Annotated in this window: 21 protein-coding genes; 14 read left to right on the top strand and 7 right to left on the bottom strand. The window is 53.8% G+C overall.

Features of this window, described 5'->3' with window-relative positions:
- The 3 genes from rfbA to KOE80_RS11105 form a co-directional block, all read right to left on the bottom strand.
- Positions 1 to 861: a glucose-1-phosphate thymidylyltransferase RfbA gene (gene rfbA / locus KOE80_RS11095; protein WP_226349150.1), complete on the bottom strand. Its 861-nt coding sequence runs from the start codon at positions 859 to 861 to the stop codon at positions 1 to 3.
- Positions 858 to 1,922, bottom strand: a complete 1,065-nt coding sequence (gene rfbB / locus KOE80_RS11100) for a dTDP-glucose 4,6-dehydratase (protein ID WP_226349151.1) — start codon at positions 1,920 to 1,922, stop codon at positions 858 to 860. Before rfbB ends, rfbA begins: the two co-directional genes overlap by 4 nt.
- 358 nt (positions 1,923 to 2,280) lie before the next feature.
- Positions 2,281 to 3,555, bottom strand: coding sequence for an O-antigen ligase family protein (locus KOE80_RS11105; RefSeq protein ID WP_226349152.1), 1,275 nt, complete (start codon positions 3,553 to 3,555; stop codon positions 2,281 to 2,283).
- Positions 3,556 to 3,826: 271 nt separating this feature from the next.
- Between KOE80_RS11105 and KOE80_RS11110 the strand changes: the two genes are divergently transcribed.
- The 10 genes from KOE80_RS11110 to hpaI all read left to right on the top strand — a co-directional run bounded on the left by KOE80_RS11110 (position 3,827) and on the right by hpaI (position 15,382).
- Positions 3,827 to 5,098, top strand: a complete 1,272-nt coding sequence (locus tag KOE80_RS11110) for an exopolysaccharide biosynthesis polyprenyl glycosylphosphotransferase (protein WP_226349153.1) — start codon at positions 3,827 to 3,829, stop codon at positions 5,096 to 5,098.
- Between the two features lie 909 nt (positions 5,099 to 6,007).
- Positions 6,008 to 7,402, top strand: a complete 1,395-nt coding sequence (locus KOE80_RS11115) for a hypothetical protein (protein WP_226349154.1) — start codon at positions 6,008 to 6,010, stop codon at positions 7,400 to 7,402.
- A gap of 7 nt (positions 7,403 to 7,409) precedes the next feature.
- The gene (locus KOE80_RS11120) at positions 7,410 to 8,477 is read left to right on the top strand and encodes a glycosyltransferase (protein WP_226349155.1); all 1,068 of its coding nucleotides are present in this window, start codon (positions 7,410 to 7,412) and stop codon (positions 8,475 to 8,477) included.
- A 22-nt stretch (positions 8,478 to 8,499) separates the two neighbouring features.
- Positions 8,500 to 9,255 carry a glycosyltransferase family 2 protein gene (locus tag KOE80_RS11125; RefSeq protein WP_226349191.1) on the top strand — a complete coding sequence of 252 codons (756 nt, stop codon included), beginning with the start codon at positions 8,500 to 8,502 and terminating at the stop codon, positions 9,253 to 9,255.
- Entirely contained in the window at positions 9,255 to 10,526 is a 1,272-nt protein-coding gene (locus tag KOE80_RS11130; RefSeq protein WP_226349156.1) for an oligosaccharide flippase family protein, read from the top strand. Before KOE80_RS11125 ends, KOE80_RS11130 begins: the two co-directional genes overlap by 1 nt.
- Complete coding sequence (locus tag KOE80_RS11135) at positions 10,523 to 11,641, top strand: glycosyltransferase family 4 protein (RefSeq protein WP_226349157.1); 1,119 nt, start codon at positions 10,523 to 10,525, stop codon at positions 11,639 to 11,641. The genes KOE80_RS11130 and KOE80_RS11135 overlap by 4 nt, the downstream gene beginning before the upstream one ends.
- Before the next feature lie 193 nt (positions 11,642 to 11,834).
- On the top strand, positions 11,835 to 12,848 hold the full coding sequence (locus tag KOE80_RS11140) for an ABC transporter substrate-binding protein (protein WP_042486807.1): 1,014 nt from the start codon (positions 11,835 to 11,837) through the stop codon (positions 12,846 to 12,848).
- Positions 12,848 to 13,675 (top strand): ABC transporter permease, encoded by an 828-nt coding sequence (locus KOE80_RS11145; protein ID WP_226349158.1) that lies wholly within the window; start codon positions 12,848 to 12,850, stop codon positions 13,673 to 13,675. Before KOE80_RS11140 ends, KOE80_RS11145 begins: the two co-directional genes overlap by 1 nt.
- Entirely contained in the window at positions 13,651 to 14,394 is a 744-nt protein-coding gene (locus tag KOE80_RS11150) for an ABC transporter ATP-binding protein (RefSeq protein WP_223253990.1), read from the top strand. The genes KOE80_RS11145 and KOE80_RS11150 overlap by 25 nt, the downstream gene beginning before the upstream one ends.
- A gap of 181 nt (positions 14,395 to 14,575) precedes the next feature.
- Entirely contained in the window at positions 14,576 to 15,382 is an 807-nt protein-coding gene (hpaI, locus tag KOE80_RS11155; protein ID WP_226349159.1) for a 4-hydroxy-2-oxoheptanedioate aldolase, read from the top strand.
- 120 nt (positions 15,383 to 15,502) lie between these two features.
- Here the strand turns inward: hpaI and KOE80_RS11160 are convergent, their stop codons facing one another.
- From KOE80_RS11160 to rimO, 4 genes are all read right to left on the bottom strand, one after another.
- Positions 15,503 to 16,390, bottom strand: coding sequence for a LysR substrate-binding domain-containing protein (locus KOE80_RS11160; RefSeq protein ID WP_199265064.1), 888 nt, complete (start codon positions 16,388 to 16,390; stop codon positions 15,503 to 15,505).
- 271 nt (positions 16,391 to 16,661) lie between these two features.
- Complete coding sequence (locus KOE80_RS11165) at positions 16,662 to 17,423, bottom strand: aspartate/glutamate racemase family protein (protein WP_042486802.1); 762 nt, start codon at positions 17,421 to 17,423, stop codon at positions 16,662 to 16,664.
- Positions 17,424 to 17,662: 239 nt separating this feature from the next.
- Positions 17,663 to 18,187 (bottom strand): gamma carbonic anhydrase family protein, encoded by a 525-nt coding sequence (locus KOE80_RS11170; RefSeq protein WP_226349160.1) that lies wholly within the window; start codon positions 18,185 to 18,187, stop codon positions 17,663 to 17,665.
- 160 nt (positions 18,188 to 18,347) lie between these two features.
- Positions 18,348 to 19,667 carry a 30S ribosomal protein S12 methylthiotransferase RimO gene (rimO, locus tag KOE80_RS11175; protein WP_042486799.1) on the bottom strand — a complete coding sequence of 440 codons (1,320 nt, stop codon included), beginning with the start codon at positions 19,665 to 19,667 and terminating at the stop codon, positions 18,348 to 18,350.
- Between the two features lie 204 nt (positions 19,668 to 19,871).
- Between rimO and rsmB the strand changes: the two genes are divergently transcribed.
- The 4 genes from rsmB to KOE80_RS11195 are packed head-to-tail and all read left to right on the top strand — an operon-like array spanning position 19,872 to position 24,862.
- Positions 19,872 to 21,176 carry a 16S rRNA (cytosine(967)-C(5))-methyltransferase RsmB gene (gene rsmB / locus KOE80_RS11180; RefSeq protein WP_226349192.1) on the top strand — a complete coding sequence of 435 codons (1,305 nt, stop codon included), beginning with the start codon at positions 19,872 to 19,874 and terminating at the stop codon, positions 21,174 to 21,176.
- 48 nt (positions 21,177 to 21,224) lie between these two features.
- Complete coding sequence (locus tag KOE80_RS11185; RefSeq protein WP_026483737.1) at positions 21,225 to 21,809, top strand: DUF4390 domain-containing protein; 585 nt, start codon at positions 21,225 to 21,227, stop codon at positions 21,807 to 21,809.
- On the top strand, positions 21,809 to 24,145 hold the full coding sequence (locus KOE80_RS11190) for a sensor histidine kinase (RefSeq protein ID WP_035270606.1): 2,337 nt from the start codon (positions 21,809 to 21,811) through the stop codon (positions 24,143 to 24,145). Before KOE80_RS11185 ends, KOE80_RS11190 begins: the two co-directional genes overlap by 1 nt.
- Positions 24,146 to 24,166: 21 nt before the next feature.
- On the top strand, positions 24,167 to 24,862 hold the full coding sequence (locus KOE80_RS11195) for a response regulator (protein WP_137430621.1): 696 nt from the start codon (positions 24,167 to 24,169) through the stop codon (positions 24,860 to 24,862).
- Positions 24,863 to 24,945: the final 83 nt, after the last annotated feature.

The raw sequence follows: 24,945 nt of genomic DNA on the forward strand, positions 1-24,945 counted from the left end.
TTAGAGCAAGCGGGCCAAGTATTTCCCATAGCTTGTTTTTTCTAAGGCACGGGCTTGTGCCTCAAGGGTTTGTCGGGAGAGCCAGCCTTGGTTGAAGCCGATTTCTTCCAGACAGGCTACTTTTAAACCCTGACGATGTTCAATGGTGCGAATAAAAGCACCCGCCTCCATCAAGCTTTCATGGGTACCCGAATCTAACCAAGTAAACCCCCGCCCCAACATGCAGACATGCAGTTCGCCTGTTTGCAGATAAGCGTTGTTCACATCTGTGATTTCGAGTTCACCTCGGGCAGATGGCGTGAGTCCACGGGCTATATCGATGACACGATTATCATAAAAATAGAGGCCTGTGACGGCGATACTGGATCTGGGCTGCACCGGTTTTTCTTCAATGTGGATCGCTTTGCCCGCATCATTGAGTTCGACGACGCCGAAGCGCTCTGGATCTGTCACCTGATAACCGAAGATCGTGGCTCCTACGCGACGAGAGCAGGCTTGCCGTAGCATCTGGCTGAAACCATAACCATAGAAGATATTATCGCCCAGGATCAGGCTGACGTTGTCGTTGCTGATAAAGTCTTCACCGATGATGAAGGCCTGGGCCAGTCCGTCAGGAGCGCTCTGTTCTGCATAAGAAAGTGTTAGGCCATAACGCGAGCCGTCTCCTAACAACTTGCGGAAGTTGGGTAGATCCTCAGGGGTAGAGATGATGAGGATTTCCCTTATTCCAGCCAACATGAGTACAGACAGGGGGTAGTAGATCATGGGCTTGTCATAGACCGGTAGCAGTTGCTTGGACACGCTAAGGGTGATTGGGTGTAGGCGGGTGCCGGAGCCGCCTGCCAGCACAATGCCTTTCATGTCTTGTTCCTCATATGCTTGAGTCGGTAGGCTCCGTTGAGAACATGCTCCCACCATTGTGTGTTGTTCAAATACCACTGTACGGTTTTGCGCAGGCCTGACTCAAAGGTTTCTACAGGTTGCCAGCCTAATTCATGTGTCATTTTTCCGGCATCTATGGCGTAACGATAGTCGTGCCCAGGCCGATCTATAACGAAAGTGATGAGGTCTGAATAATAACTAATTCCTGCTGGCTTGATAGGCGCCAGTTCTTCCAGGATGGCACAGATGCTGTGTACGACGTCGATGTTACGTTGCTCGTTGTGGCCGCCGATATTATAGGTTTCGCCGGCCTGCCCTCGTTTTATGAGCTCAACAAGGGCGCGGGCGTGGTCTTCCACGTACAGCCAGTCTCGCACTTGTTCTCCATTACCATATATAGGTAGAGCCCTGCCATGCAGGGCGTTGAGGATCATACGGGGAATGAGCTTTTCGGGAAAATGATAGGGACCATAGTTATTGGAGCAGTTGCTCACAAGGGTTGGCAAGCCATAGGTGCGATGCCATGCGCGCACTAGGTGGTCGGCGCTGGCTTTGCTGGCCGAATAAGGTGAGCTCGGTGCATAAGGTGTTGTTTCTAGAAATAGCTTAGGGGTGTCGCCCAGATCCCCATAGACTTCGTCGGTAGAAATGTGATGGAAGCGGAATGAGGCTTGGCGATCCGGCTCAAGTGTCAGCCAATAATGACGTGCTGCTTCCAGCAGGGTGTAGGTGCCGAGGATGTTGGTGTGGATGAATTCGGCTGGACCATCAATGGAGCGGTCAACATGGGACTCGGCTGCCAGATGCATGATGGCGTCAGGGTGGAAGTCCTTTAGCAATTTGTGAATCGCGGCGGCATCGCAAATGTCAGTTTGTGCAAATTGGTACCTTGGGTTCTCAGCCACCGAGGCGACGGACTCTAGATTACCCGCATAAGTTAGCTTATCGATATTCAGTACGGTGGAGTCCGTGTCTTGGATCAAGTGGCGGATGACAGCCGAGCCGATGAAGCCCGCGCCGCCGGTTACTAGGATGCGCATGGAGTGATCTCGATAGTTCGGGGTAGAGGAAATATTGATGTTCAGTCCCAAGAGGGTCAACGGCATTGCGTAGGAAGTGGGGTTAGAATCGGCGGTATATGTCTATCCCAAGGTAAGACCAGTGACTTTCCAGGGGTTAGTTCAGAGAGACCGCCGATCCAGATAGGAATGGCGATACCGTTAGGGTCGAGCGCTGGAAGGAGCCAAAGTAATAGCCTGGCCTCGCGGACTCGATTGTTGATTATCTATCGATCATTAAAGCGAGCAGGCGGGGTGCCTCGGAAATAAGCGATGCGGCTCGCCACGAGTGGTGATGGATGAGTCGTGTTGCCGGTAAGGTTACAAAAAGGGTTTTGAGTTAGTCTCGTGGCCCGCTTGCTAACTGATCGCTTGGTAGGTCACCCTTGTTTTTGAATAGACTCCAGAATGTCGCCAGGGTAATGAGGAAAAATAATAACGTATTATTTCTTTCCATCATGTTTTGGGTAAAGTTGGCAATGAAATAGACAAGTATCAAAATAGATCCGTTAATCGCTGCCTGTTGGGAAATTGGATTGTCGTTTCGAATATGCTTAATAAATTGGAAAAAACAATAAATTAATAAGGACAATAAGAGAATGAGCCCACTGATCCCCAGATATACCCAACTCTCTATGTAGTTGTTATGTGAATTGGCCAAGTTTAAAACGACATTGGGGCTTTGCTCGTCTCGGACCGCTTGTTCTAGCGCCTGTGTATGGTCAGCTTGGGACCAGCCAAGAAGAGGGCTTTGCTTGATCAGTTGCCAATTTACTTGCCAGATCGCTAGGCGTGCGCCGATAGAGGTATTGGTGTTGCCTGCATCGTATTGGGCAATGTCTTGCGCGGCTAGCTCGTAACGCTGTTGAATGAATGCGCTCTGGGAAAGCAGAATGCCGGAGATACCAACGATGATCGTGCAGGTGGCGACGCACCGTAGTGCGTAGCGTCTGGGCGTGTAGCCCACCACTATCACAGCCAGAGCCAATGGAGCGGCAATCCAACCGCCACGGCTGCCGGAGGCCAGAGAGGCGAAAAAACCCGCAGCTGCACCGCAGCCATATAGGGCGGCTAAACAATCAAATTTTTTAGAGCGCCATTGTGAAATCAAGCCGGTCAGACAGAACAAACCTAGTAGCAGGGCGATATTGCCGAACTGGATGGCACCGGTGTAACCATAGACCCGGCCATCGTATGCTTCTCCCCCCAATTGTTGGTAGACAAGCCACAACGATGAAAGGCCGCCCACGGCAAAGGAGGTAGTAACCAAGGACGGCTGCAGATGGGTTCGACCCAGAACATAGAGCAGTGGAATCAAGAGGACATAGCGGCTCAATAGATCCAACTGCCGTAAGGCATTATCATGGTATAGCCACATGGCTAAACCATTCAGGAAAATGAGTGAGAGAATGATGTATAAAACGCGGTTGTAGGGCTGTGCCGCAACACGATTGGACGACGATCGAGCGCATTTGATCAGGCAGGCAGCCAATAGCAGTCCTGCGCCGATTGCATATACGTTGCGTGTGGACAGGATGGTAGCAAAAAAAAGGAATAGGCCTGCATGAACGCCTGAATTAATGAGTCTTTCGGATGCGGAAGAATATGGTTGCATGGTAGGGTATATTGTACGCGCAAGCGTAAAGTCCCATGGGGGTTCGTTAAACGTCTGAGTCAGTGATGCGGCGAGTTACAACTCTAACGCTAGCGCATCGTACAACAAGTTTGGAAGTGGGATAATTTACTAAGGCGGGATTTCACAGAGCCTAGTGCTGCCTACGCTCTTATATAGTGCAGGCCTGATCTGTTTGTCTGGTATTTTTGTTACGCCAGATGCGTATAATGCGCCCTGAATTCAACCTGGAATATTGGATTTCCCAGCCCGTATGAGTCAGTTAAAAATCCGTCGGTTCCAGCGCATGCATGAAATGCTGCTGTTGTCTCTGCCTATGTCGCTGCTATTGGGGGTATTGTTGACCGTAGTGGCACCCGCTTTGGGTTTATGGGGGCTGCGTGTGCTGCATAACCCTGACGCGGGGCAATTGACGGCATGGGTGTTGACAGGTTGCGCCTTTGTGATTAGTAAGCTGAGTATCAGCAGGAGTTCGGCGCAGTATCCTGGTGCTCGTAGCGCATGGCTTATCGCTCCTACTGTATTGAGTGTGTATGGGCTGATTTACATTGTCACTTTCTTCTGGCGTTTTGACGCTTCGCGCGCACTGTTATTGGGTAGCGGTCTGTTGTCCATGATATGGCTGCATTTCGAATACATTGTGACTAGTCGATACCGCATCGTTAAGTTGGCGGTGATTCCCGGTGGGGAGGCAGATGGGTTGATCGGTCTGCCGGGGCTGGATGCCCGCTATATTGTGGACTTTGATCTGGAGGGGCGTCGTTTTGATGGGGTCGTGGCGGATTTTTCCTGTTTAGATGCGGATGCAGAGCGTTTCCTGACTCAATGTGCACTTGAACGTATCGCGGTATACAGTGCGCGCCAAGTCTTTGAGTCCGTCACGGGGCGGGTCAAGATTGATCGCATGTCGGAAAATAATATCGGGTCTTTGTTGCCTTCGCGGCAGTACGAAATTGTTAAGGCGGTGTTCGATTACGGGGTGGTCTTACTTAGTTCGGTGATTGTTGTTCCGCTTTGTCTGCTGACTGCATTGGCTATTCGGCTGGAGAGTCCTGGAAAAGCGATTTATAAGCAAACGCGGATTGGACGAGGAAATCGCCCCTTTACGATTTATAAACTGCGTAGTATGCGCTTTGATCGTGAGGCTCCTGAGCAGTTTGCGGGTGAGGACGATCCGCGCATTACCCGGGTGGGTAGGATCATCCGCAAGTTGCGTCTTGATGAGTTACCGCAATTCTATAATGTGCTGCGCGGAGAAATGAGTCTGATTGGTCCCAGACCTGAACAACCCTCTTTTGTGCGTGAGTTCGATGAGTTGATCCCTTTTTACAGCTATCGCCATGTGGTTAAGCCTGGTATCACAGGTTGGGCACAGGTCAGGCATGGCTATGTTTCTAATGCTGAAGATACTCGCGTTAAGATCCAGCACGACCTGTATTACATCAAGAACTGCTCGATGATGTTGGATTTGTACATTACTTTCCTGACCCTCAAAACGATGGCGACGGGTTTCGGTGCCCGCTGACCCTTATTAGTCTGAAGGGTATTCCTGATCTTGTCTTGATGCCTTGCCATACAGTTATCGAAGAGGTGGTAGAGGCGATGTTGTATGTGTCTTCAGTGTTGGGGGGCACTAGATGCTGTGTGGAAGTGCAGAAGGGGGCTTGGCTTCTTGAAAGGATATTGCACTATTGCAATCTGAGCTGATGCAGTTGCGGCGACAGGTCTTGTTGCTGGTCTGTCCGGCGAGATGCGAAAGCGCGTAGTCTTACGCTTGTTCGCAAATTTGACATCGGAAAACTGGATGGGTTCGTCCGAGGTTTCCGGGCCGCTCAGGTTCGGCAAACTCTATTTCTTAAGTTCCCAGTTCTGGCACTATAACCATATTTGCAAAATAATTCTCATTCAGAATTTGTTGAAAATGTTTTTTACTATCCTTAATTTTCCTGTTTATGGATAGAACTTATACTCATGAGACTGTGATCCGCAGGTCGCTTTGCTCCTTGTTTTGAGTTAGGAGTAAATCATTGGTCAGAGATGACGGATGCTAGCTGAGTGATACAGATTCAGTGAATCGATAAAGTTGCACTTGATAAAAAGTTAATGCATGAGAGCCTTCTCTGCCTGTGATATGCGTTCTGAAAAATGCGAGTGGTTTTGATGGCGCAAGAAATCCAATGCGCAAGATAATTGCAGGTCCCCGTAGGTTTGACCAGCCGCGAAAGGCTGCAATGGGGGAGGCACCTGATCGTTATCCGATGATGGTCGCGTTGTGCAGCATGCAGAGATTTTGCGCTCCTATATACCGATGCTGATCACAACGCATGGTGAGTTCGCTGCTCAACATGTTATGACACCATTGGTGTCGCCAGACGTATCCCTGGTTTTGTCAAGCGATTAAATTGAATCGAAAGCTGATCTAGTTTGGAGCCCCATGACACTTACTGCGCCTGACTCCCACACCTGTCAAGACTCACTAAGACTACACCAGTATTTGATCGCTGCATGGATTGCTCTGGCAACAGCTTTCATTGTTTGGCCTTTTTCTTGGTCTGGTTTTTCCAGCCAGATTGTTGGGGCTTGTATGCTGCTACCCTGCTTAATAAAAGGTCAGCATTGGCTGGACGCTATTAAGGCGTTTTTGGGTTTGGCATGGATACCTTATCTATTGCTGTGCTGCATTTTGTTATTGCATTTGGTGCAAGGAGGTGAGCATCCCGGTTTGCTGCTTTTTTTGACATATATGTTCAAAATACCGACGCTGGGTGTGTTGGTGTACGGTGGCACGCAGACCTTGAAACGCTCGGGCTTTCGCTCAGGCGCGAGGATGCAGATATTTTGGCTGGCCGTGCTGCTCCCGTTGCTTGTCATGCTGTTTCAGCTTTTCATTCCGTCGTTTAATGGGTGGGTTATTGAACAACTGGGGGGGTTCCGTGTTGAGCAAGTCATCAGTGGTAACAACCAGGGCCATCCATTCCGCTTTCTTGGTCTCAACGGCTTTCTCTTTGCTTCTCACGGAGTGGCTTTCGCCTTCACAGCCCTTGGTATGCTTGTCTGCCGCAACAATATGCGCCGTCCTTCTGTAACATATTCGTTTTTCTGTATAGAGCTGGTTTGTCTGCTGGCAGCGTTGCTTAGCGGTCGCAGCGCCTTGCCTTTGTTGGGTATTTATATAATTGCGAGCCTGTATTTTGCACATGGTCTGCGACAGCGGCTGGTGATGTGCCTCGTTTACCTAGTTATCGGCGTGCTAATGGCCCTATTGCCCAGAGTCTCTGAGGATGGGCGACAATTTATCACCTGGCTGATAGAACCGGTTCAGACCTCGCTGGAACGAGGTACCCTTGCTTCTGCCTCGATGGACATCACGCTCCAATCCTACCAAGGCCTTTCCAACAGAAAACCGCAGGAGGTTGATCAGGAGTCTTTTTCATTTCATGGTGAGGATCTTCTGAAGTCTTCGTCCCTGGTCGGCGAAGGAGTTTACTTCAGGAATAACGCGCAGTATGAAGAAAGGGGTTTGACCTCCAGTGACTCTGGCTTTGTCCGCTTGGTTTATTTGGCCGGGTATCTTGGCTGTACGTTGTTTGTCTTATTCTGGCTAGCACTTTTCGTGCGGGCATGGCAATGTTCGCGGTATTCACCCTGGCTACCCCGGGTTTATCTCGCACTCTTTACTAGCTACGGATTGCTTTTCTTTGTTAAATCCGAGTGGTTGTATCAGAATTTTTTCATATTTTATTTCTTTCTTTTGTTTTATTACTTTGATTCAGCGGCAAAACAGAACCATGCACATTACATTCGTCAGGGCGTTTCTGCCGCAGCTTGACTCCCGCATGAACAAATATGTTCAGGCTTTGAAGGCACAGGGGGATAGCGTCAGTTTTGTAGGCTGGGATCGTGGACAAACCCATGCCTCTGCCAGCGAAAGCGATATGTTTTTGTATCGCAAAGTCGCTGCCCTAGGCGCGCGTTGGCGAAATCTGTGGGCGTTGATAGGCTGGAATCTTTTCATCATCCGCACGCTTTTTCGTCAAAGGCGTCAGATATCTGTCGTCCATGCGGTGGACCTTGATAGCGCTCTGGCGGGGTGGCTTTTCTGCCGTTTATGTCGCAAACCGTTCGTTTTCGATATTTATGATCACTATGCGGATACTCGTGCAGTCTCCGGTCCGGCACGTCTGGTTCTTAACGGCATTGAGCGTTTTTTGGCTCTGCACGCCGATCTGACTTTATTGGCTGACGAATCCCGGTATCAGCAGCACTCCCTTGCTCCTGCCCCTCATATTATGGTTGTGGAGAATGTGCCTGCCAGTCAGTTGACCGCCCGGGCATTTGACCCCCTTGAGCCTGGCCCCATTCGTATTGGCTATTTTGGTGTCTTGGAGGAACGGCATCGAGGTCTGGAGAATTTGCTGGATGCCTGCGCGGGTCATCCAGGTGTCGAGTTACATTTTGGTGGCTATGGACCGTTGTCACCCCGCATCGAGGCAGTGGCACGTGAGCACAACAATATAATCGTACACGGCCCCCTTAGCCATGAAGCAGGCTTGGGCATGCTCTCTGATATGCATTGCACGGTCGGATTTTATTATTTGAGTATGCCCAACCATAGGTATGCTGCCCCTAATAAATACTACGAACATCTGCTCTTGGGGCGCGCCTTGCTCACGACAATAGGCACGCCACCCGGTCAGCGCGTCGTAACGGAGCAGACCGGATGGGCGTTGGCCGAAACTGCCGACGCGATTCGGGAGTGGCTGGCCAACGTTTCCAAGGCCGAGCTTGCCGCTCGCGGCTCACGGGCAAGGGCGCTGTGGGATCAATACTACCGGCAGTATGCCCACGACGTATATTCGTCGCAGTACCGTAACAAATTGGAGTCATTGATCCGACATGTGTGAATCTCCCCTGGTTTCGATTGTTATGCCGGCCTATAACGCGGCCCCTACCTTGGCCGAGTCTATTGAGTCTGCAATTGCCCAAACCTGGCCGCATTGGGAACTGTGGGTGATCGTGGATGCGGCGACTGACGATACGCTGGCCATTGCCAACCGGTTTGCAGAACGCGATGCGCGTATCAAGGTTTTGGCCTGCCAGTCTAATCAAGGAGCCTCCAAAGCCCGTAATCTGGCCTTAGAGCGAGTAACAGGCGACTATCTCGCTTTTCTCGATAGCGATGATCTTTGGGTGCCGACCAAGCTTGCGGAACAGCTTGCCTTCATGGAAGCAACGGGTACCGAACTATGCTATACGGCCTATCTGCGGTTCAATGAACAAGGCCCACTGAATTTAGTTGTTCCACCTGCGCAAGTCAGCTATGAGCAGTTGTTGCGCGGCAACGTCATTGCCAACTTGACTGGTATTGTGAAGCGCCAAGTCGTACAAGATCTCCGTTTCAAGAGTATCGGCCACGAAGACTATCTGTTTTGGTTGTCGGCTTTGCGTCGGGTTTCAGTAGGCCGCCGCCTGCCAACGACCAGTCCGATGGCCCGCTATCGTGTACAAGCAGAATCTCTCTCGTCGAAGAAAGTCCGCAATCTACACTGGCAATGGCATATTTATCGCAATGAGCTTGGGGTATCTACTCTGAAAAGCGCGTGGTTAATGATGCATTACGTGACCAGGGCCGTGCGTAAGCGCCTTGGGCCTGGGGTCGGCATGAGCAGCACGGACTCGTGATGACTGTGCTGCCTTTACGTCTGCGTCAGCTACTATCTCGTCGAGAGCTGTCCAGTCTGATCTGGCTGGTGTTGGAGAAAGTTCTTCAGCTTGCGTTCTCCGCCATATCCGTTGGTCTGATTGCACGTACGCTGGGTGTTCATGCTTTTGGTGAGTTCCAGTATGCACTTGCCTTGCTGTTCGTGTTCTCCGCCATTGGTCTTATGGCTGGTTCTGAAACAGTGGCACCGCAACTGGCCGCGAGTAGCGATCCTGCCAGTCGGAAACGCTTGCTAGGCTCGGTGTTCGCTCTGCGCTTGTTAGTGGGTTTGCTAGCTGGCATCAGTATGGTGGTCTGGACCGTCGCAGCAGAACCTGACTCACGCCAACCGCTTCTTTTTATTTTGGCGGCCTCACTGCTGGTTGCTGAGCCATTTAATACACTGCGTTTGATTAGGGAAGTCGGTCAGAATACCCGTGTTATTACCGTTATCAGGTTGGTGACATCATGTCTGAAGTTGATCTGTATTGTTGTTTTATATTTCCTGGATGTTTCTGTCACTTGGTTTGCCCTGATCTACTGTGTTGAGTATTTTGCGGTTGCTGCATGGTTTGTCTATACGATTCGAGATGACGGACCACCGTGGAGTTGGCAGCCATGTCGGGAACGCATGATCTACTTGTTCAGTAAAGGACTTGTTGTGTGGATTGGCGTGTTGGCTCTTATTCTGATCCAGCGTCTGGATCGGATTGTGCTGGAAACCCGTCTGACCGCTGTTCTCTATGGACAGTACACAGCTGCCTTTGGCCTTCTCGATAGTGGATGGTTCTTTGGTCCAGTCGCTATTGCTGCGCTGGCACCTTCTCTTGTTTATCGGCGTCAGTCGGTGACAGGCAAGGCCTCTGTTTTATTTGTGCCTATACTGCTCATGTTGGGGGTGTTTCTGACAGCAAGTATCGGCCTGTTAGCCCCCTTTTTCATTCCTTTGATTTACGGTTCTGCCTTTGACCCCGCCATTGGCATTATCCGCCTGGGTTCGTTTATTTTGATTCCAGGTTTTGCTGCGCTCAGTCTCGATGCCATCCTTATACGGACTGGGCTGCACTACGCCGTTACGATTAAATGGCTAGCCGGTCTGGGGGCGGCTGCTGTACTCCTGTTGCCTGATTTGCACCTTTCCTGGAGACAAGGGCCTTTGGCAGTTGGCACTGCTTATACAGTCAGTTTTGTAATCGGTGCGCTACTGTTGTATCACTCACGGGTTACATCCCAAAAGACTGCTGCCTCATGAAAATTGTTCAACTTTATGATAGCTACTCCATCAAGGGAGGCGTCGAACGTGTGCTGGCACTGCTGCTCAATAGCTGGGCTGCAAACGGACATGATGTTTCGCTGCTTGTACGAGAAGGTCAGATTACCGATGTTTATCCTCTGCATACGAATATCAGACGCAGCTGCCTGATGCATTCTTCCCAGCCTGGTCGTGGAAGACGTCTTCTGAATTATGTGCAGGATGTTTTTGCTCTTAGACGCCATTCCGAGGTGGGCGGAGCCGACATACTGATTGCTAACGGACCCTGGTGTGCTTTGCTGGCTATTCTGGCGCTTAAGTTTCCGCTTAGGCGACGATGTGCTCCTGCATTAGTTGTATGTGATCACAATAATCCGGCAGCATTTGGCTATCTGACTCGCTTTGCTTGTCGTCGGCTGTATCGGTATGCCGACTATGTCCTTTCGTTGACGCAGACTCAAGCAAAGCTTTACCAGGAGTTTGCACAGCGCATTGCAGTGATTGCCAATCCTGTAGACCTGCCTCCTGCTTGCGAGCAAGTCAGTGACGCAGTGCCTGATAACCAGGTGTTGGCCGTAGGCCGCTTGGCCCCTCAAAAGGGCTTTGATTATCTGCTCCAGGCTTGGGCCTTGGTGGTCAAAGAGCGACCAGATGCTCATTTGACCATTATTGGGGAAGGACCTGAACAGAAGGCTTTGCATGGTCAGGCTGAGAAGCTAGGCATTAGTTCTACACTTAGTTGGTTGCCTTTCACCAATCAGATTTTCAAGCATTACCAGACCGCAACATTATTGACTGTTAGCTCACGTTACGAAGGCCAAGGCTTGGTCTTGCTGGAAGCCCAGGCTTGCGGTTTGCCTATTGTGTCTTTTGATTGCGATTTTGGCCCGCGTGAGATTATTTCTGATGGACAGGATGGCTTGTTATGTGAACCTGCTAACCCCGCCGCTCTTGCTCAGGGGCTCTTGCAACTGCTAAATGATCCGGAACTATGCACCGCTATGCGTCAGAACGCCCGGGTTGCGGGGGCCCGATATATGCTGCCACAGGTGTTGCAACAATGGGAGGCGCTTTTTGAAAGGTTGCTTGTTTCCAAGCATAGAGCTTCTTCATAACAAGCGTTTGCGCTGTATTTAACCCAGGTGGGCTGTGACGAACTTGTTTTGTTGAAGCAACTCTCGTGGTGCGAGTAATTCAAAGAAATTTATTTAAAAATCGAGATCGTTATTGTTTTTGGGTATAAGCAAATAAAGATGCGTCTCCCCAACAGGTTTAAGCTTCAGTTTTCGCCTGTTTCACGAGATCGTTATGTTTTCCCGTTATTTAGCCCCTGGCCTTCTTGCTCTATCCGTCTCCTTCTCCGCACAGGCTGCCGAGCAAGCGCTGGAGATCGGCTATTTGCCCATCATGCCTGCCGCTCAATTGTTCGTGGGCTTAGGGTCTGGCGACTTATTGCCAGAGGGACAAGCGGAACCCAAGCTGGTTCAGTTTCAAAGCGGTCCAGCGCTGACCCAGGCCTTGATCGCCGGGCAGCTGGATGTTGCCTATGTGGGTATTGGCCCCGCTTTGGTGGCCAAGGCTAAAGAGGCCGACGTCAAAGTTGTTGCCTCCAACATCGTGGAGCAGGTCAGTGTGGTGGCTATTGGCGATCTGGCTGCTTATCTTGATGCCGACAAGCCTGATTTCGCAGCGGCTGTCGCCAAGTTCACCCAAGAGAAGGGTCACAAGCCCAAGGTTGCCAGCTACCCCAAAGGTGCTGTGCCTGAAGCTGCCTTGCAGTACTGGCTGCGCAATATGTTGAAAGTTGATCCGAATGTGGTCGAGGTGATCTACCAGGGCGAGGCCCAGATTCAACAGGCCTTGAGCAATCACGCTGTTGATGCCGCCGCCATTCTGGAACCGACGGTTAGCCAAATTCTGCAGCGCCAGCCCGATGCCAAGATTGTGGCTCATGGTGGTGAGTTGTTCCCCAATGAGCCCGGCTCGGTACTGCTGGTGCGCGAAGGCTTGATCAAATCCAATCCTGATCTGGTTCAGCACTTGGTGAATGCTCACTTGCGTGCCACTGCCATGCTGCGCGATGAGCCAGCCAAGGCAACACCTTATGTGCAGAAGTATGTAGGCGGTGGTCGCTTGCCTAAAGAGATTGTGCAAGCCGCTATCGAGCGCTCGCGTGATCAGTTCCAGCCTGACCCTCACAAGATTATTGATGGCACGGTTCAGCTGCAGGATTTCCAGGTTTCTTTAGGCACGCTGGCGACCAAGCTGGATGATGTTCAAAGCCTGTTTGACGTTCGCTTTTATGAAAAGGCAGCACCGTAATGAGCGTTGCGAAACAAGCAAGTTTGCCCGCCGCAGCACCCGCAACTGCGGGTGCCCTGGTTGATGCCTTGTGGCGTCGCGGTCTGGAGCGGATTGTTTACGGCGTAGCCGGTCTGGCCTTGTTTATCCTGGTGTGGCGTCTGGCTTATGTCTATGGCTGGGCTCCGCGCGGTACGCTGCCTGATCCATTGAGCTTGCCCTCGGCTTTGTTCCAGGAGATTGAAGCCGGTCGTCTTTGGCCGGCTGCTCAGTCCAGCCTGGTGCATTATTTCTGGGGCTTGGGCATCGGCACTTTCCTGGGTATTGCTTTTGGTCTGGCGGCGGCAACGATCCATCGCTTTGATTTACTGCAAGCTTACTTGGTTCGCTTGCTGCGTCCTATCCCGCCCTTGGCGTGGGTGGTGTTTGCCATTGCCTGGTTCAAGGTCAGCCACACTGGTGCAGCCTTTGTGATTGCAATCGGTGTGTTCTGGCTGAATTACTTTGCCACTTACAGTGCGGTGCGTTCGGTCGATCCCCGCTATTACGAATTGGCTGCGGCTTTTGGGCATAATTCTTATTTTTCTCGCGCCTGGACGGTGGTTCTGCCAGCGATCAGCCCCGGCTTGTTGAGTGGTGTGCGTGCTGGTATTGGTCAAGCCTGGATGACGTTGATTGCGGCCGAGTTGCTGGGCGTGCCTGGTATGGGTCAGGAAATGAATGCCGCTGCGGGTGTGGGTGCTTACGATGCGGTGGTGGTCTATATGTTGATCATCTCGGTGGTCTACACCTTGTGCGACATGCTTTTTCTGGCTTTCAACAAATGGGTACTTCAGTGGCAGCCTTGATTCAGTTCCAGGGGTTTGGTTTTCAGTACCCCGGTGCGCCTGCACCTGTGATCCGCGATGTGAATCTGGAAGTTCAGGCAGGGCATTTTGTGGCGATTGTAGGTGGTTCGGGTGTAGGCAAGAGCACCTTGTTGCGTGCGGCAGCCGGTTTGAGCCAGCCCAGCTTCGGACATCTGCGATCCAATCTGCAAGATAGTCCTGGCCGTCGTGCCAACGCCTTCGTGTTTCAGGACAGCCGCCTCTTGCCGTGGCGACGTATTGCTGCCAACGTGGCTTATGGTCTGGAAGGGTTGGGCCTGTCGCGTGAAGAGCGCGATCAGCGTGTGGATGCCGCCTTGAATCAGGTGGGTTTGGCGCATCTGAAAGACCGCTGGCCGCATCAATTGTCGGGTGGTCAGGTGCAGCGTATTGGCATTGCCCGTGCCTTGGCTGTGCAACCCGATTTGCTATTAATGGATGAGCCTTTTTCTGCGGTGGATGCTCTGACTCGTCAGGCCTTGCAGGACGAGCTGGTTCAGGTGTGGCAGCGCAGTTCGGCAGCGGTTCTGTTCGTGACGCACGATATTGATGAGGCTGTCTTTTTGGCCGATACCATTATCGTTCTGGGAGGCAGCCCGGCCGGTGTCAGCGCCCGGATAGAGGTAGATCTGCCGCGCCCGCGAGATCGCACTACGCCCCGCTTTGGGGAGTTGGTGAAAGAGGTCGGCCAGGCCTTGTAAGCTCGTTAGCCAATGCAATAAGACATACGGCCCATGCAGTGGGCCGTTTCTTTTGCCTGTTCGTGCCTGAGGGCGATGCATGATGATGCGCTTGTTCAAAATAGTCAGCACTCATGCTCACTTCCGTCTTGTGCGCTTTACACTGCTTGCTTGACGCCTAAGCACGTGACAAGGAGAGGACATGAAGCACCCGGTAAATGCGTTCAAGCAGGCTTTGCGGCAGGGCAAGTCCCAGATTGGTTTGTGGCATGGCTTGGCCAGCCCTTATGTAGCGGACCTCTGTGCTGGCCTGGGCTACGACTGGATTTTGCTGGATGGCGAGCATGCCCCCAATACGATACAGACCTTGCTGGCGCAGTTGCAGGCCGTCTCGGCTCATCCCATCGCGCCGATTGTGCGTCCCAGCTGGAATGACCCCGTGCAGATCAAGCTGCTGCTGGATATGGGGGCTCAGAATCTGTTGATTCCCATGGTGCAAAACGCTGAACAGGCCAAAGCGGCTGTTGCTGCGACACGTTATCCGCCTCATGGCATTCGAGGGGTGGGTGCAGCCTTGGCACGTGCTGCTCGCTGGGGAGCGACTACCGACTATGTGGCGCGGGCCAATCAGGAAATGTGTGTGATTTGTCAGGTGGAAACTCGCGAGGCACTGGATAATCTGGACGAGATTCTGGCGGTAGAGGGCGTGGACGGTGTTTTCATCGGACCGGCGGATTTAGCGGCCAGCATGGGGTATTTAACCGAGCCGGGGCACCCGGATGTCCTGTCAGCAATTGAGGACGCGATTGTGCGTATCAGCAAGGCGGGTAAGGCCCCCGGAATCCTGCAGTCGAATGTCGAGGCAGCGCATCACTATTTGTCTTTGGGCGCCTTGTTTGTGGCCGTAGGGGTGGATGCAGTGTTGTTGCGACAGGCGGCAACGGCTTTGTTGGGCCAATTCAAGGACGAGGTCGAGGTGCCAGTTGCTCCGCCCGGCGCAGCTTACTAAAGCTTGTTAGATCGCCAGGTGTCTTGCGGATAGCTGCTCTGTCTCAGTTATGTTGTAAAGGCCGGGCCTGCTTATTAGACGATATGACCTTGGCCGTAGCACCGGCTAAGGTCGGCCTTCTTAAGCGCCGCTCTCGAGCAGGAAGCTTAGCAAGCTTTCTGCGCTCGGTTGCAGGTCACTGCGGCGGCGTACACCGATCAGAATTTCTCGCTGGCTCCACTCTTCGTCCAGCTCAATCACACGCGTATTCGGGATCTTATAAATACTGGCGCTCTTGCGCGGCAAGATGCCAATACCCATGCCTGCATTAATCAACAAACACATGGCGTCGTAGCCTGATACCTCGGTGCGGATGCGCACGGAGCGGTTGGCTTCCATGGCGATTTTGGTGATCTGGTAATGCAGCTGCGTGCCCGTTAGCAGCGTGATCTGCTCATGCTCCAGCGTTTGCTCGAAGCGGATTTTTTCATGCTGAGCCAAGGGGTGATTGAGAGGCACCAGCACGACCAGCTTGTCACTGCGAAAAGGATAGGCCTCGATGTCGGCCGCGTAGGGCAGACGGGTAAATACTCCCAGATCGGCTTTACCTTCTGCCAGGGCCCGAATAATGTCCAGGCTGGTTTGTTCTTCCAGTTGCAGGGGAATAGCCGGGTGCAGACGTCCAAACTCGCCCAATGGCTCGGCCAGAAACTGAGAAATAGCCGATGTGTTGGCCAGAATATGCACCAGGCCTTGCTGGCCTTGCGAGAACGCCTGGAGGCGCGTTTCGATCTCTTGCGCGCTATTGAGCAATGCACGTGAGCGGTACAGCAGTTCCAGGCCCGCTGCAGTCGGGCTGACACCTTTGTTCGTGCGCAGTAGCAAGGTGGTGTTCAGAGACTGTTCCAGATCTGCAATCCGGCGGCTGACCGCGGCGGCAGCAATATGCTCACGCTCCGCCGCTTGGCTGATCGTGCCTTCTTCCAGTATGCGGACAAACAGTTTGAGGGTCAGCAGGTCCAGTTTCATGCAGGCATCATATCGCTTTTTTTTGCTGATCTGCACTTGGGGTGACTGTGGCAGCGTAGAGAATCATCGTCCTACGCCATATGCCCATATGGATGTAGTAGCAGAGGGCGGCATCAGCCTGTATCGAGGATGAATGACTGTTCTTGGCTTGGCATTTGTTTATGAGTCGGCACAACTGTGGTTTTTACGGCAGGCTTTGATGAGGTCTAAACATAAAAAAAGCCCCACCGACTGTATGTCGGCAGGGCTTTGTACAGCTAAGCCTGTTTGATCAGGCTTGTGGCTTGGCGCCCGACAGGATGTGGCCAGCGTTAGGTACGCGGGTTTCCAGACCCAGGGTCTTGAGCATTTGGTACACGGTGCAAACAGCAGCGGACAGAACGGGCTTGCCGATTTGGTCTTGAGCGCGCTGGATGGCGGGCAGGGAAGGCATCTGTACGCAAGCGGACAGGATGACCGCGTCCACGCCGTCGTGGTTCAGGCGTTTGACGTGCTCCAGCAGGTTTTCCGGGTTCAGCAGGCCCACTTCCAGGTTGTCCGACACTTCCAGGCTGATGGAGTCTTGAACTTCGATGCCTTCAGCTTCGATGTAGTCAGCCACGCGCTTGGTCAGCGGTTTCATGTAAGGGGTGATGATGGAGACTTTCTTGTAGCCGAATTCTTTCAGCGTATCGACCAGGGCACCGGCCGAGCTCAGCACAGGAATTTCCACGCCGTTTTCTTTAACGGTGTTTTGCAGACGGGCTTGCGAGACGCGGTGGTAGCCGTCGCCTTGGGCCATGATGGCAACCAGGCAAGCGTAGGCCATCACGCTCATGCGGGCGTCGCTCAGTTCAACCGCGCAGCGGTCGCTGGCGATATCCATGGCTTTCAGCTCTTCAGGGTTCACGTGCATCATGCGCATGCGCGAGGAGTGGAAGGTGAAGCGCTCTTCAGGAAACTCGGCGTAACGAGCCTGCAACATGGCAGGAATCTCGGTTTCCATAGTGGTGTTGGAGCTGGGAACGATCTGGCCGATGCGGTAGGTTTTCATAGGAATCTGTCTCTGAAGGTGGTTTTTAGATTGACGCCTTCATTCTAGGACCCGTTTTCTTCCTTGCAAATCAATCATCTGTCAACGTGCCATCGCCAACGGCGATGGCAGGATTGGCAGAGATCAGGACTGGCCGGATTGCCAGCGCCAGGCGTCGTCGCTCTCCGTTTGGAGACTGTGTAAGTGACCTTCAACTGCATGGTGCACTGCCAAGAGGGGCCAGCGTGTACTTGCTTTTTTTAGTCTATGCGTTTCAAAGCTGTTTTGTAGTGACTGCCGCGTTCGGCGTAAACACTGGCGTTCTGGCGCAGCTTGGCAATGTCTTCATCGCTCAGGGTACGCACGGCTTTGGCAGGCGATCCGATGATCAGGCTGCGTTCCGGGAAGACTTTGCCTTCCGTGACCAATGCGCCAGCACCAACCAGGCTATCGCGACCGATGACGGCACCGTTCAGCACGACCGCCTGGATACCGATCAACGCGCCTTCACCGATGGTACAGCCGTGCAGCATGGCTTGGTGGCCGATGGTGACATGGTCGCCAATATCCAGCGGGTAGCCTGGATCGGTGTGCAGTACTGCGCCTTCTTGCACGTTGGAGCCTACGCCCACGGTAATGGTTTCGTTATCGCCACGGATAACAGCACCGGGCCAGACACTGCTGTGCTCTTTCAATACGACCTTGCCAATCAGGGTGGCCTCTGCGGCAACAAAGCTGCTGTCGTCGATTTGTGGGGCGTGTTGATCTAATTGGTAGACAGGCATGAAAGATCCTTGGGTAAAGTGCCGGGCCGCCTATGCCTGAATGAGGAGGCTGGGCAGCAGAGCAGGTGAGCAGGGAAGTTAATGAGGGACTTGTGTACAAAAGCCAGTGTGGTCATTGTGACCCCACTGGCTTGATCAGGCTATCAGGACTAGCCAGTGCTTAGATCTGTTCACCAAACAAATCGTACTCACTGGAATCCGTAATGCGCACACGCACCATCTGGCCGGGTTCCAGTTTTTGTTCGCTGGTGATGAAGACGTTGCCATCAATTTCGGGGGCGTCGGCGCTGGAGCGGCCAACGGCATCGCCGTCTTCGTCGATTTCATCAATCAGCACGTCCATTTCGCGGCCCACTTTGGCGGCCAGGCGAGCGGTGGAGATGGCTTGTTGATGTTCCATGAAACGCTCCCAACGTTCTTGTTTGACTTCGTCGGGGACGATGCCGTCGAGCTTGTTGGCGGGGGCGCCTTCCACGGGGGAGTATTGGAAACAGCCGACGCGATCCAGTTGGGCTTCGGTCATCCAGTCCAGCAGGTATTGGAAGTCTTCCTCGGTCTCGCCGGGGAAGCCCACGATGAAGGTGGAGCGGATGGTCAGATCCGGGCAGTCCTGACGCCATTGCTTGATACGTGACAGGGTGCGATCTTCAAAAGCAGGGCGCTTCATGGAACGCAGCACCGAAGGGCTGGCGTGCTGGAAGGGAATATCCAGGTACGGCAGCACTTTGCCTTCAGCCATCAGCGGGATGATGTTGTCCACGTGCGGGTAGGGGTAGACGTAATGCAGACGCACCCAGGCACCCAGTTCGGACAGGGCGGCGCTCAGATCCAGCATGCTGCTCTTGACGGGGCGGCCATTCCAGAAGCCGGTGCGTTGACGGATATCCACGCCATAGGCGCTGGTGTCCTGCGAGATCACCAATAGTTCTTTGACGCCGGCCTTGACCAGACGCTCGGCTTCGCCCAGTACATCACCGACAGGACGGCTGACGAGCTTGCCGCGCATGGACGGGATAATACAGAAGCTGCAGCTGTGGTTACAGCCTTCGGAAATCTTCAAGTACGCGTAGTGACGTGGGGTCAGTTTGATGCCTTGTGGGGGTACCAGATCAATATAGGGATTGTGATCCAGTGAAGGCGGTGCGGCTTCACGCACGGCGCGCAGTACCTGTTCGTATTGCTGGGGGCCGCTAACGGACAGCACCGAGGGGTGCACGTCGCGAATCAGGCCTTCGTCCACACCCATACAGCCGGTGACAATGACGCGGCCGTTCTCAGCCAGTGCCTCGCCGATCGCTTCCAGCGATTCGGCCTTGGCGCTGTCGATAAAGCCACAGGTATTGACCACCACCACATCTGCATTGTCGTAGCTGGGGGTGATCTGATAGCCGTCGGTACGCAGCTGGGTAAGAATTCGTTCGGAATCGACCAGGGCCTTGGGACAACCCAGGCTCACGAATCCGACTTTGGGGGCGCTCATAGAGGGTCCTTCTGGAGCTTGAGGGCTCGAAATTGGGAAATAGGCTTGATTTTACCGTCCCATGCCCGGATGCGTGCGGATCTTGTGCGTTTGAGCCCGGTTTATGCGGCAAATAGTGCTACAGTCGCAGTCATATTTTTCTTTTCTAGCGGTTGTTCTGTGTCCGACACCCATCTTTCCCCCTCTTTGCCCCTGTCCGAAGTCATGCTGCTGAGCGCGCGCAATATTGAAGGCGTGCTGGCAGGCAAGTCCCTGACTGAAAGCCTGGCTGCAACGCCAGCGCCTGCCCGTGCGGCGGTGCAGTCTGTCAGCTTCCATGTTTTGCGCCGTTTGGGTCATGCCCGTCAGATTCGTATCACGCTGGTGCCACGCCAGCCCAGCAATACCTGGCTGGATGCCTTGCTGATGGTGTCGCTGGCCTTGCTGGATACAGCCATGCGTGTGCAAGAGGATGCCAAGACTTTTGAGGATCGCCCGGATGTGCCGGTCTATGCCGTGCATACGGTGGTGGATCAGGCTGTGCGTGCGGCTGATAGCCAAGCTGCGCTGCGTCTGTCCAAGGGTTTGGTGAACGGGGTGCTGCGTCGCTTTACACGCGAGCGCAAGATGATCCTGTCTCAGGTGGAGAGCCGCCCTGAAGCACGCTGGAATCACCCCGGCTGGTGGGTCAAGGAATTGCGCCGTGCTTACCCGCGTGATTGGGAAGCGCTGTTGCAAGCGGCCAATCGTCCCGGTCCTTTGACCTTGCGTGTGAATCAGCGTCGTTGTTCAGTGGAGCGCTTGCAGGCTGTGCTGACAGAGGCCGGCATTGCTTCCAGCAGCCCTGGCACGGGCGCCGTCACCTTGGACAAGGCGATGCCGGTTCAGGCGATTCCTGGTTTTGATCTGGGCTGGTGGTCGGTGCAGGATTGGTCGGCTCAGCAAGCGGGTCTGCTCTTGCCGGTCAAGGATGGCATGCGCGTGCTGGATGCATGCGCGGCTCCGGGTGGCAAGACGGCCCATTTGCTGGAACAGGCGGATGTTTCCTTGCTGGCCCTGGACTCGGATGGTGAACGTCTGGAGCGTGTAGGTCACAACCTGCGTCGTCTGGGTTTGGCCAGTGACAAGGTTCAATTAAAACGGGGTGATGCGGCGCGTACTGCTCAATGGTGGGATGGTCAGCCCTTTGATGCCATCCTGGCGGATGTGCCTTGCACCGCCTCGGGGATTGTGCGTCGTCACCCCGATATTCGCTGGTTGCGTCGCGAGTCGGACATTGCTGATACCGCGCGTTTGCAAAGCTCTATACTGGATGCCTTGTGGTCCACATTGCAGCCTGGCGGGCATTTCCTGTATTCGACCTGCTCGATTTTCCCGGCTGAAGGGGAACAACAGGTCGAGGCGTTTTTGGCTCGTCACCCCGAGGCGCAGCTTTTGGACTCTCCTGGCCAGATTTTGCCCGGCGTTGCGGGACGATCGCTGGCAGATGGCGACGGTTTTTTCTACGCCTTATTTACGCGCCCGGTTTGACTTGTCACAATTAGGGCTCTGACTTTGTCCTTTTTGCGGTTAATCACGATGTGGCGCGTTTTTCTGTCTTTTCTGCTGATTTTCAACTGCGCGCTAAGCTCGGCCAATACCATTGTGCCGGTCGCTACGTCGGGAGAGCGGGTCGTCAAGGTCGAGCCCCATATTCGGGATGAAAAACTGTATATCGACGCGGATGTCGAATTCGAGTTAAGCCCGGAATTGCGCACCGCTGCCGAGAAAGGGGTGCCGCTGTATTTCACGGTTGAAGTGGAATTGGCCAAACCCCGCTGGTACTGGTTTGACAAAAACGTTGTTAAAGAACAACAAACTTGGCGGGTCGTGTATAACGCCCTGACCCGTCAGTGGCGCGTGGGCACCGGGGACCTTTCTCTGCCCGAATCCTCCATGAACGACGCATTGGCCATGCTGCGACATATTCGCGGCTGGGCCGTGGCCTATGTGGCTGATCTGGACCGCGACCAGGAATATCAGGGTCGTGTGCGTTTGCGCCTGGATACCTCTTTGCTGGCCCGTCCGTTTCAAGTGGACGCCATCAATAGTTCTGCCTGGACATTGGCTACTCCATGGAAAACCTTTTCCTTTTCCGTCTCCGTCGACGAGCCCCAACCTTGATACGTTGGATCTTGCGCACCGCTCTGTTCGGAGCGGGTGTCAGCGCGTTGGCGCTGTTTTCTCTTCTTGTCTGGTCTACGGGTAACGCTTCGCGCTATGCGCAGCAGTATGACTTGCTGCTGGTGCTCAACGGTGTACTGGCCGCCACGCTGATTTCCTGGGTGCTGTTGCTGACGATTCGTCTGTTCAGACAAATACGCCGGCGTCAGTTTGGTGCCCGCATGACGGCGCGCTTTGCCTTTTACTTCACCTTGATCGGCATTATTCCGGGGGCGCTGATCTACCTGCTCTCGGTTCAGTTCATGTCGCGCTCGATCGAGTCCTGGTTCAACGTGCGGGTGGATACGGCCCTGGAGTCGGGCTTGAGCCTGGGCCGTGCCGCCCTGGATTCGCAGCTCAATGAGCTGGAAGGTCGTGCCAATGAAATGGTGTCGGCACTGAACAAGGCGGACAGCGCGCAGTACAGCAGCTTGCTGATCTCCTTGCGTGAAAACAGCGGGGTGACGGAGGCAATGGTGTTTTCGGGCAATGGTCGTCTGATTGCCTTTTCCTCGGGCCGCTACGACACGCTGCTGCCTGATATGCCGCCGTCCAGCGTGATGAATCAACTGCGTATTGCAGGCCGCTATTCGGCTGCCGAGGTGGATGATGATGCGCCTGTTCACGACAACGGCCTGGACGAAGGCGGGGTTCCCGCAGAGTCCACGGGCTTGCGTCTGCGCACGGTTCTACCATTGGCCGATCCCAATCGCTTTGCGGCAACCTTGAGTGGCACGGCAGACTCGCGCTGGCTGCAGGTCATTCAGCCTGTACCGGACAAGATTGCACGCAATGCCAACCAGGTGCAGCAAGGTTTCCGGGATTATCAGGAGCTGGCCTTATCTCGTCAGGGCTTGCGCAAGCTCTACGGCATAACGCTGACGCTGGCCTTGATTCTGGCGGTGTTTACGGCTGTGGCGGCTGCCTTGGCCTTGTCGCGCCGCCTGACGCGCCCTTTGCTGACATTGGCTGCCGGTACGCAGGCGGTAGGGGTGGGGGATTACCGGGCTTTGCCTGAGCCACCTGCCAAAGATGAAGTAGGCCAGTTGACGCGCTCTTTCAATGCCATGACCCGACAGCTGGATGAAGCGCGTCGCATGGTCGAGAAAAATCGTCTGCAGCTGGAGCGCTCCAATATGTACCTGGAGTCGGTACTCAGCAACCTGTCCAGTGGTGTGCTGGCTTTTGATGAGATGTTCCGCGTCACCATGTTCAACCAGGGGGCGCAGCGTATCTTGCAGGTGGATCTGCGTTCGATTAAAGGTCGCCCGTTGGAAACGCTGGAAGGGGCCATGACCTTTGCCTCGGTGATACGTGAAGCCTTTTCCACGCATCAGGCCATGGGCTCGGATCATCCTTACTGGCAGCAGCAGTTTGAATTGGAAATGCAAGAAGGTAATGAAGCGCGTGATACTATCGTCACCGTTTTGGCCCGTGGTACCTTGCTGCGTGTAGATGGTCAGCCAACCGGGTATCTGGTGGTGTTTGACGATATTACCGACGTGATTTCCGCCAGCCGTCTGGTGGCCTGGAGCGAGGTGGCTCGACGCCTGGCACACGAGATCAAGAACCCGTTAACGCCTATTCAGTTGTCGGCCGAACGACTGGCCATGAAACTGGAGTCGCAGCTGGATGAAGTCCATGCTGCCATGTTGCTGCGTTATACCAATACCATCGTCAATCAGGTCAGTTCGCTCAAGAAGATGGTGGAAGATTTCCGAGAGTATGCTCGTAAACCGGCGACTCAGATGCAAGCTCTGAATCTGAACGAGCTGATTACCGAAGTGCTGACTTTATATGGTTGGGACCCGGAAGAAGGCATGGTCCGGGACGATGGTTATAGTGTGGCAATTGATGTGGAGCTGGACCCTGATTTGCCCATGGTTCAAGGCGACCCCACGCAGCTGCGGCAGGTTATCCATAATCTGCTGGCCAATGCTCGTGAAGCGGCTGCCCAGGATCAATCACTTGACCAGGCGCATGTATTTGTTAAAACCATGATTGCGGGCGTAGAAGGTTCCGACTCTTCTGATGCGGTCAGTTTTGTGGTGTCAGATAACGGGCCAGGTTTTGATCCCCAGATGCTGGTGCGCGTTTTTGAACCTTACGTAACCACCAAGCCCACCGGCACGGGTCTGGGACTTGCTATAGTTAAGAAAATCATCGAGGAGCACGGCGGCAGAATCGATGTTTCCAATCGTCGTGAGGGGGGGGCTCGCATTTCCATCCTCTTTACCCGGCTTGCTGGCCAGCATATTCGTCTGGACTCTGGGCGGCGAGCAAACGATAATGCGTAAAAATCACGTAGGTGACGTTTTATGGCCAGAATTCTGGTAGTTGATGACGAAATCGGCATTCGGGAACTTTTGTCGGAAATTCTTTACGACGAAGGGCACACCGTGCAATTGGCAGAGAATGCCGCCCAGGCTCGCGAGGCACGCTTGCGGGGCCGCCCCGATCTGGTCTTGCTGGATATCTGGATGCCAGACACTGACGGTGTCAGCCTGCTCAAGGAGTGGGCTTCTCAAGGCTTGCTGGATATGCCAGTGGTCATGATGAGTGGCCACGCCACGGTGGATACCGCGGTGGAAGCAACCCGTATTGGTGCGGTGGACTTCCTGGAAAAACCCATCACCATGCAGCGCCTGCTCAAGACCGTCGCCTCGGGTCTGGAGCGTACCGTTGCACCCAAGGCGCTGGCAGCCGCTGCCCGCCCGGTGGCTCAAGGTGGTGATCGCCGCCCTGAAACCGCCACAATGGCTCCCGGTATGGCACCTGCCATGGCCGTCCCTGAAGTCGAGCAGGATGAGTCCCAGCTAGGCAGCATTTCTTTGGATCTGCCTTTGCGCGAAGCGCGTGACGAGTTCGAGCGCATTTATTTTGAATATCATCTGCGCCGCGAAAATCACAGCATGACGCGTGTGTCGGAGCGTACTGGTCTGGAACGCACCCACTTGTACCGCAAGCTTAAACAGCTGGGTATAGACTCGTCGCGCAAGCGTAACCAGTCTTGATACAGTAGTTACCAAATGCATGGCCAGCAAGCTTCTGGCCAGCTCTGGCGCTGCGGGTAAAAGCAGCCTGGGGGGTTTGGGAT

This window comes from Alcaligenes sp. 13f (assembly GCF_020496585.1).
Taxonomy (GTDB): Bacteria; Pseudomonadota; Gammaproteobacteria; order Burkholderiales; family Burkholderiaceae_B; genus Alcaligenes; species Alcaligenes phenolicus.

Excerpts from the sequence above, each read along its gene's own strand:
- rfbA (WP_226349150.1), bottom strand. The coding sequence starts at position 861 with ATGAAAGGCATTGTGCTGGCAGGCGGCTCCGGCACCCGCCTACACCCA.
- rfbB (WP_226349151.1), bottom strand. The coding sequence starts at position 1,922 with ATGCGCATCCTAGTAACCGGCGGCGCGGGCTTCATCGGCTCGGCTGTC.
- KOE80_RS11105 (WP_226349152.1), bottom strand. The coding sequence starts at position 3,555 with ATGCAACCATATTCTTCCGCATCCGAAAGACTCATTAATTCAGGCGTT.
- KOE80_RS11110 (WP_226349153.1), top strand. The coding sequence starts at position 3,827 with ATGAGTCAGTTAAAAATCCGTCGGTTCCAGCGCATGCATGAAATGCTG.
- KOE80_RS11115 (WP_226349154.1), top strand. The coding sequence starts at position 6,008 with ATGACACTTACTGCGCCTGACTCCCACACCTGTCAAGACTCACTAAGA.
- KOE80_RS11120 (WP_226349155.1), top strand. The coding sequence starts at position 7,410 with ATGAACAAATATGTTCAGGCTTTGAAGGCACAGGGGGATAGCGTCAGT.
- KOE80_RS11125 (WP_226349191.1), top strand. The coding sequence starts at position 8,500 with ATGCCGGCCTATAACGCGGCCCCTACCTTGGCCGAGTCTATTGAGTCT.
- KOE80_RS11130 (WP_226349156.1), top strand. The coding sequence starts at position 9,255 with ATGACTGTGCTGCCTTTACGTCTGCGTCAGCTACTATCTCGTCGAGAG.
- KOE80_RS11135 (WP_226349157.1), top strand. The coding sequence starts at position 10,523 with ATGAAAATTGTTCAACTTTATGATAGCTACTCCATCAAGGGAGGCGTC.
- KOE80_RS11140 (WP_042486807.1), top strand. The coding sequence starts at position 11,835 with ATGTTTTCCCGTTATTTAGCCCCTGGCCTTCTTGCTCTATCCGTCTCC.
- KOE80_RS11145 (WP_226349158.1), top strand. The coding sequence starts at position 12,848 with ATGAGCGTTGCGAAACAAGCAAGTTTGCCCGCCGCAGCACCCGCAACT.
- KOE80_RS11150 (WP_223253990.1), top strand. The coding sequence starts at position 13,651 with ATGGGTACTTCAGTGGCAGCCTTGATTCAGTTCCAGGGGTTTGGTTTT.
- hpaI (WP_226349159.1), top strand. The coding sequence starts at position 14,576 with ATGAAGCACCCGGTAAATGCGTTCAAGCAGGCTTTGCGGCAGGGCAAG.
- KOE80_RS11160 (WP_199265064.1), bottom strand. The coding sequence starts at position 16,390 with ATGAAACTGGACCTGCTGACCCTCAAACTGTTTGTCCGCATACTGGAA.
- KOE80_RS11165 (WP_042486802.1), bottom strand. The coding sequence starts at position 17,423 with ATGAAAACCTACCGCATCGGCCAGATCGTTCCCAGCTCCAACACCACT.
- KOE80_RS11170 (WP_226349160.1), bottom strand. The coding sequence starts at position 18,187 with ATGCCTGTCTACCAATTAGATCAACACGCCCCACAAATCGACGACAGC.
- rimO (WP_042486799.1), bottom strand. The coding sequence starts at position 19,667 with ATGAGCGCCCCCAAAGTCGGATTCGTGAGCCTGGGTTGTCCCAAGGCC.
- rsmB (WP_226349192.1), top strand. The coding sequence starts at position 19,872 with ATGCTGCTGAGCGCGCGCAATATTGAAGGCGTGCTGGCAGGCAAGTCC.
- KOE80_RS11185 (WP_026483737.1), top strand. The coding sequence starts at position 21,225 with ATGTGGCGCGTTTTTCTGTCTTTTCTGCTGATTTTCAACTGCGCGCTA.
- KOE80_RS11195 (WP_137430621.1), top strand. The coding sequence starts at position 24,167 with ATGGCCAGAATTCTGGTAGTTGATGACGAAATCGGCATTCGGGAACTT.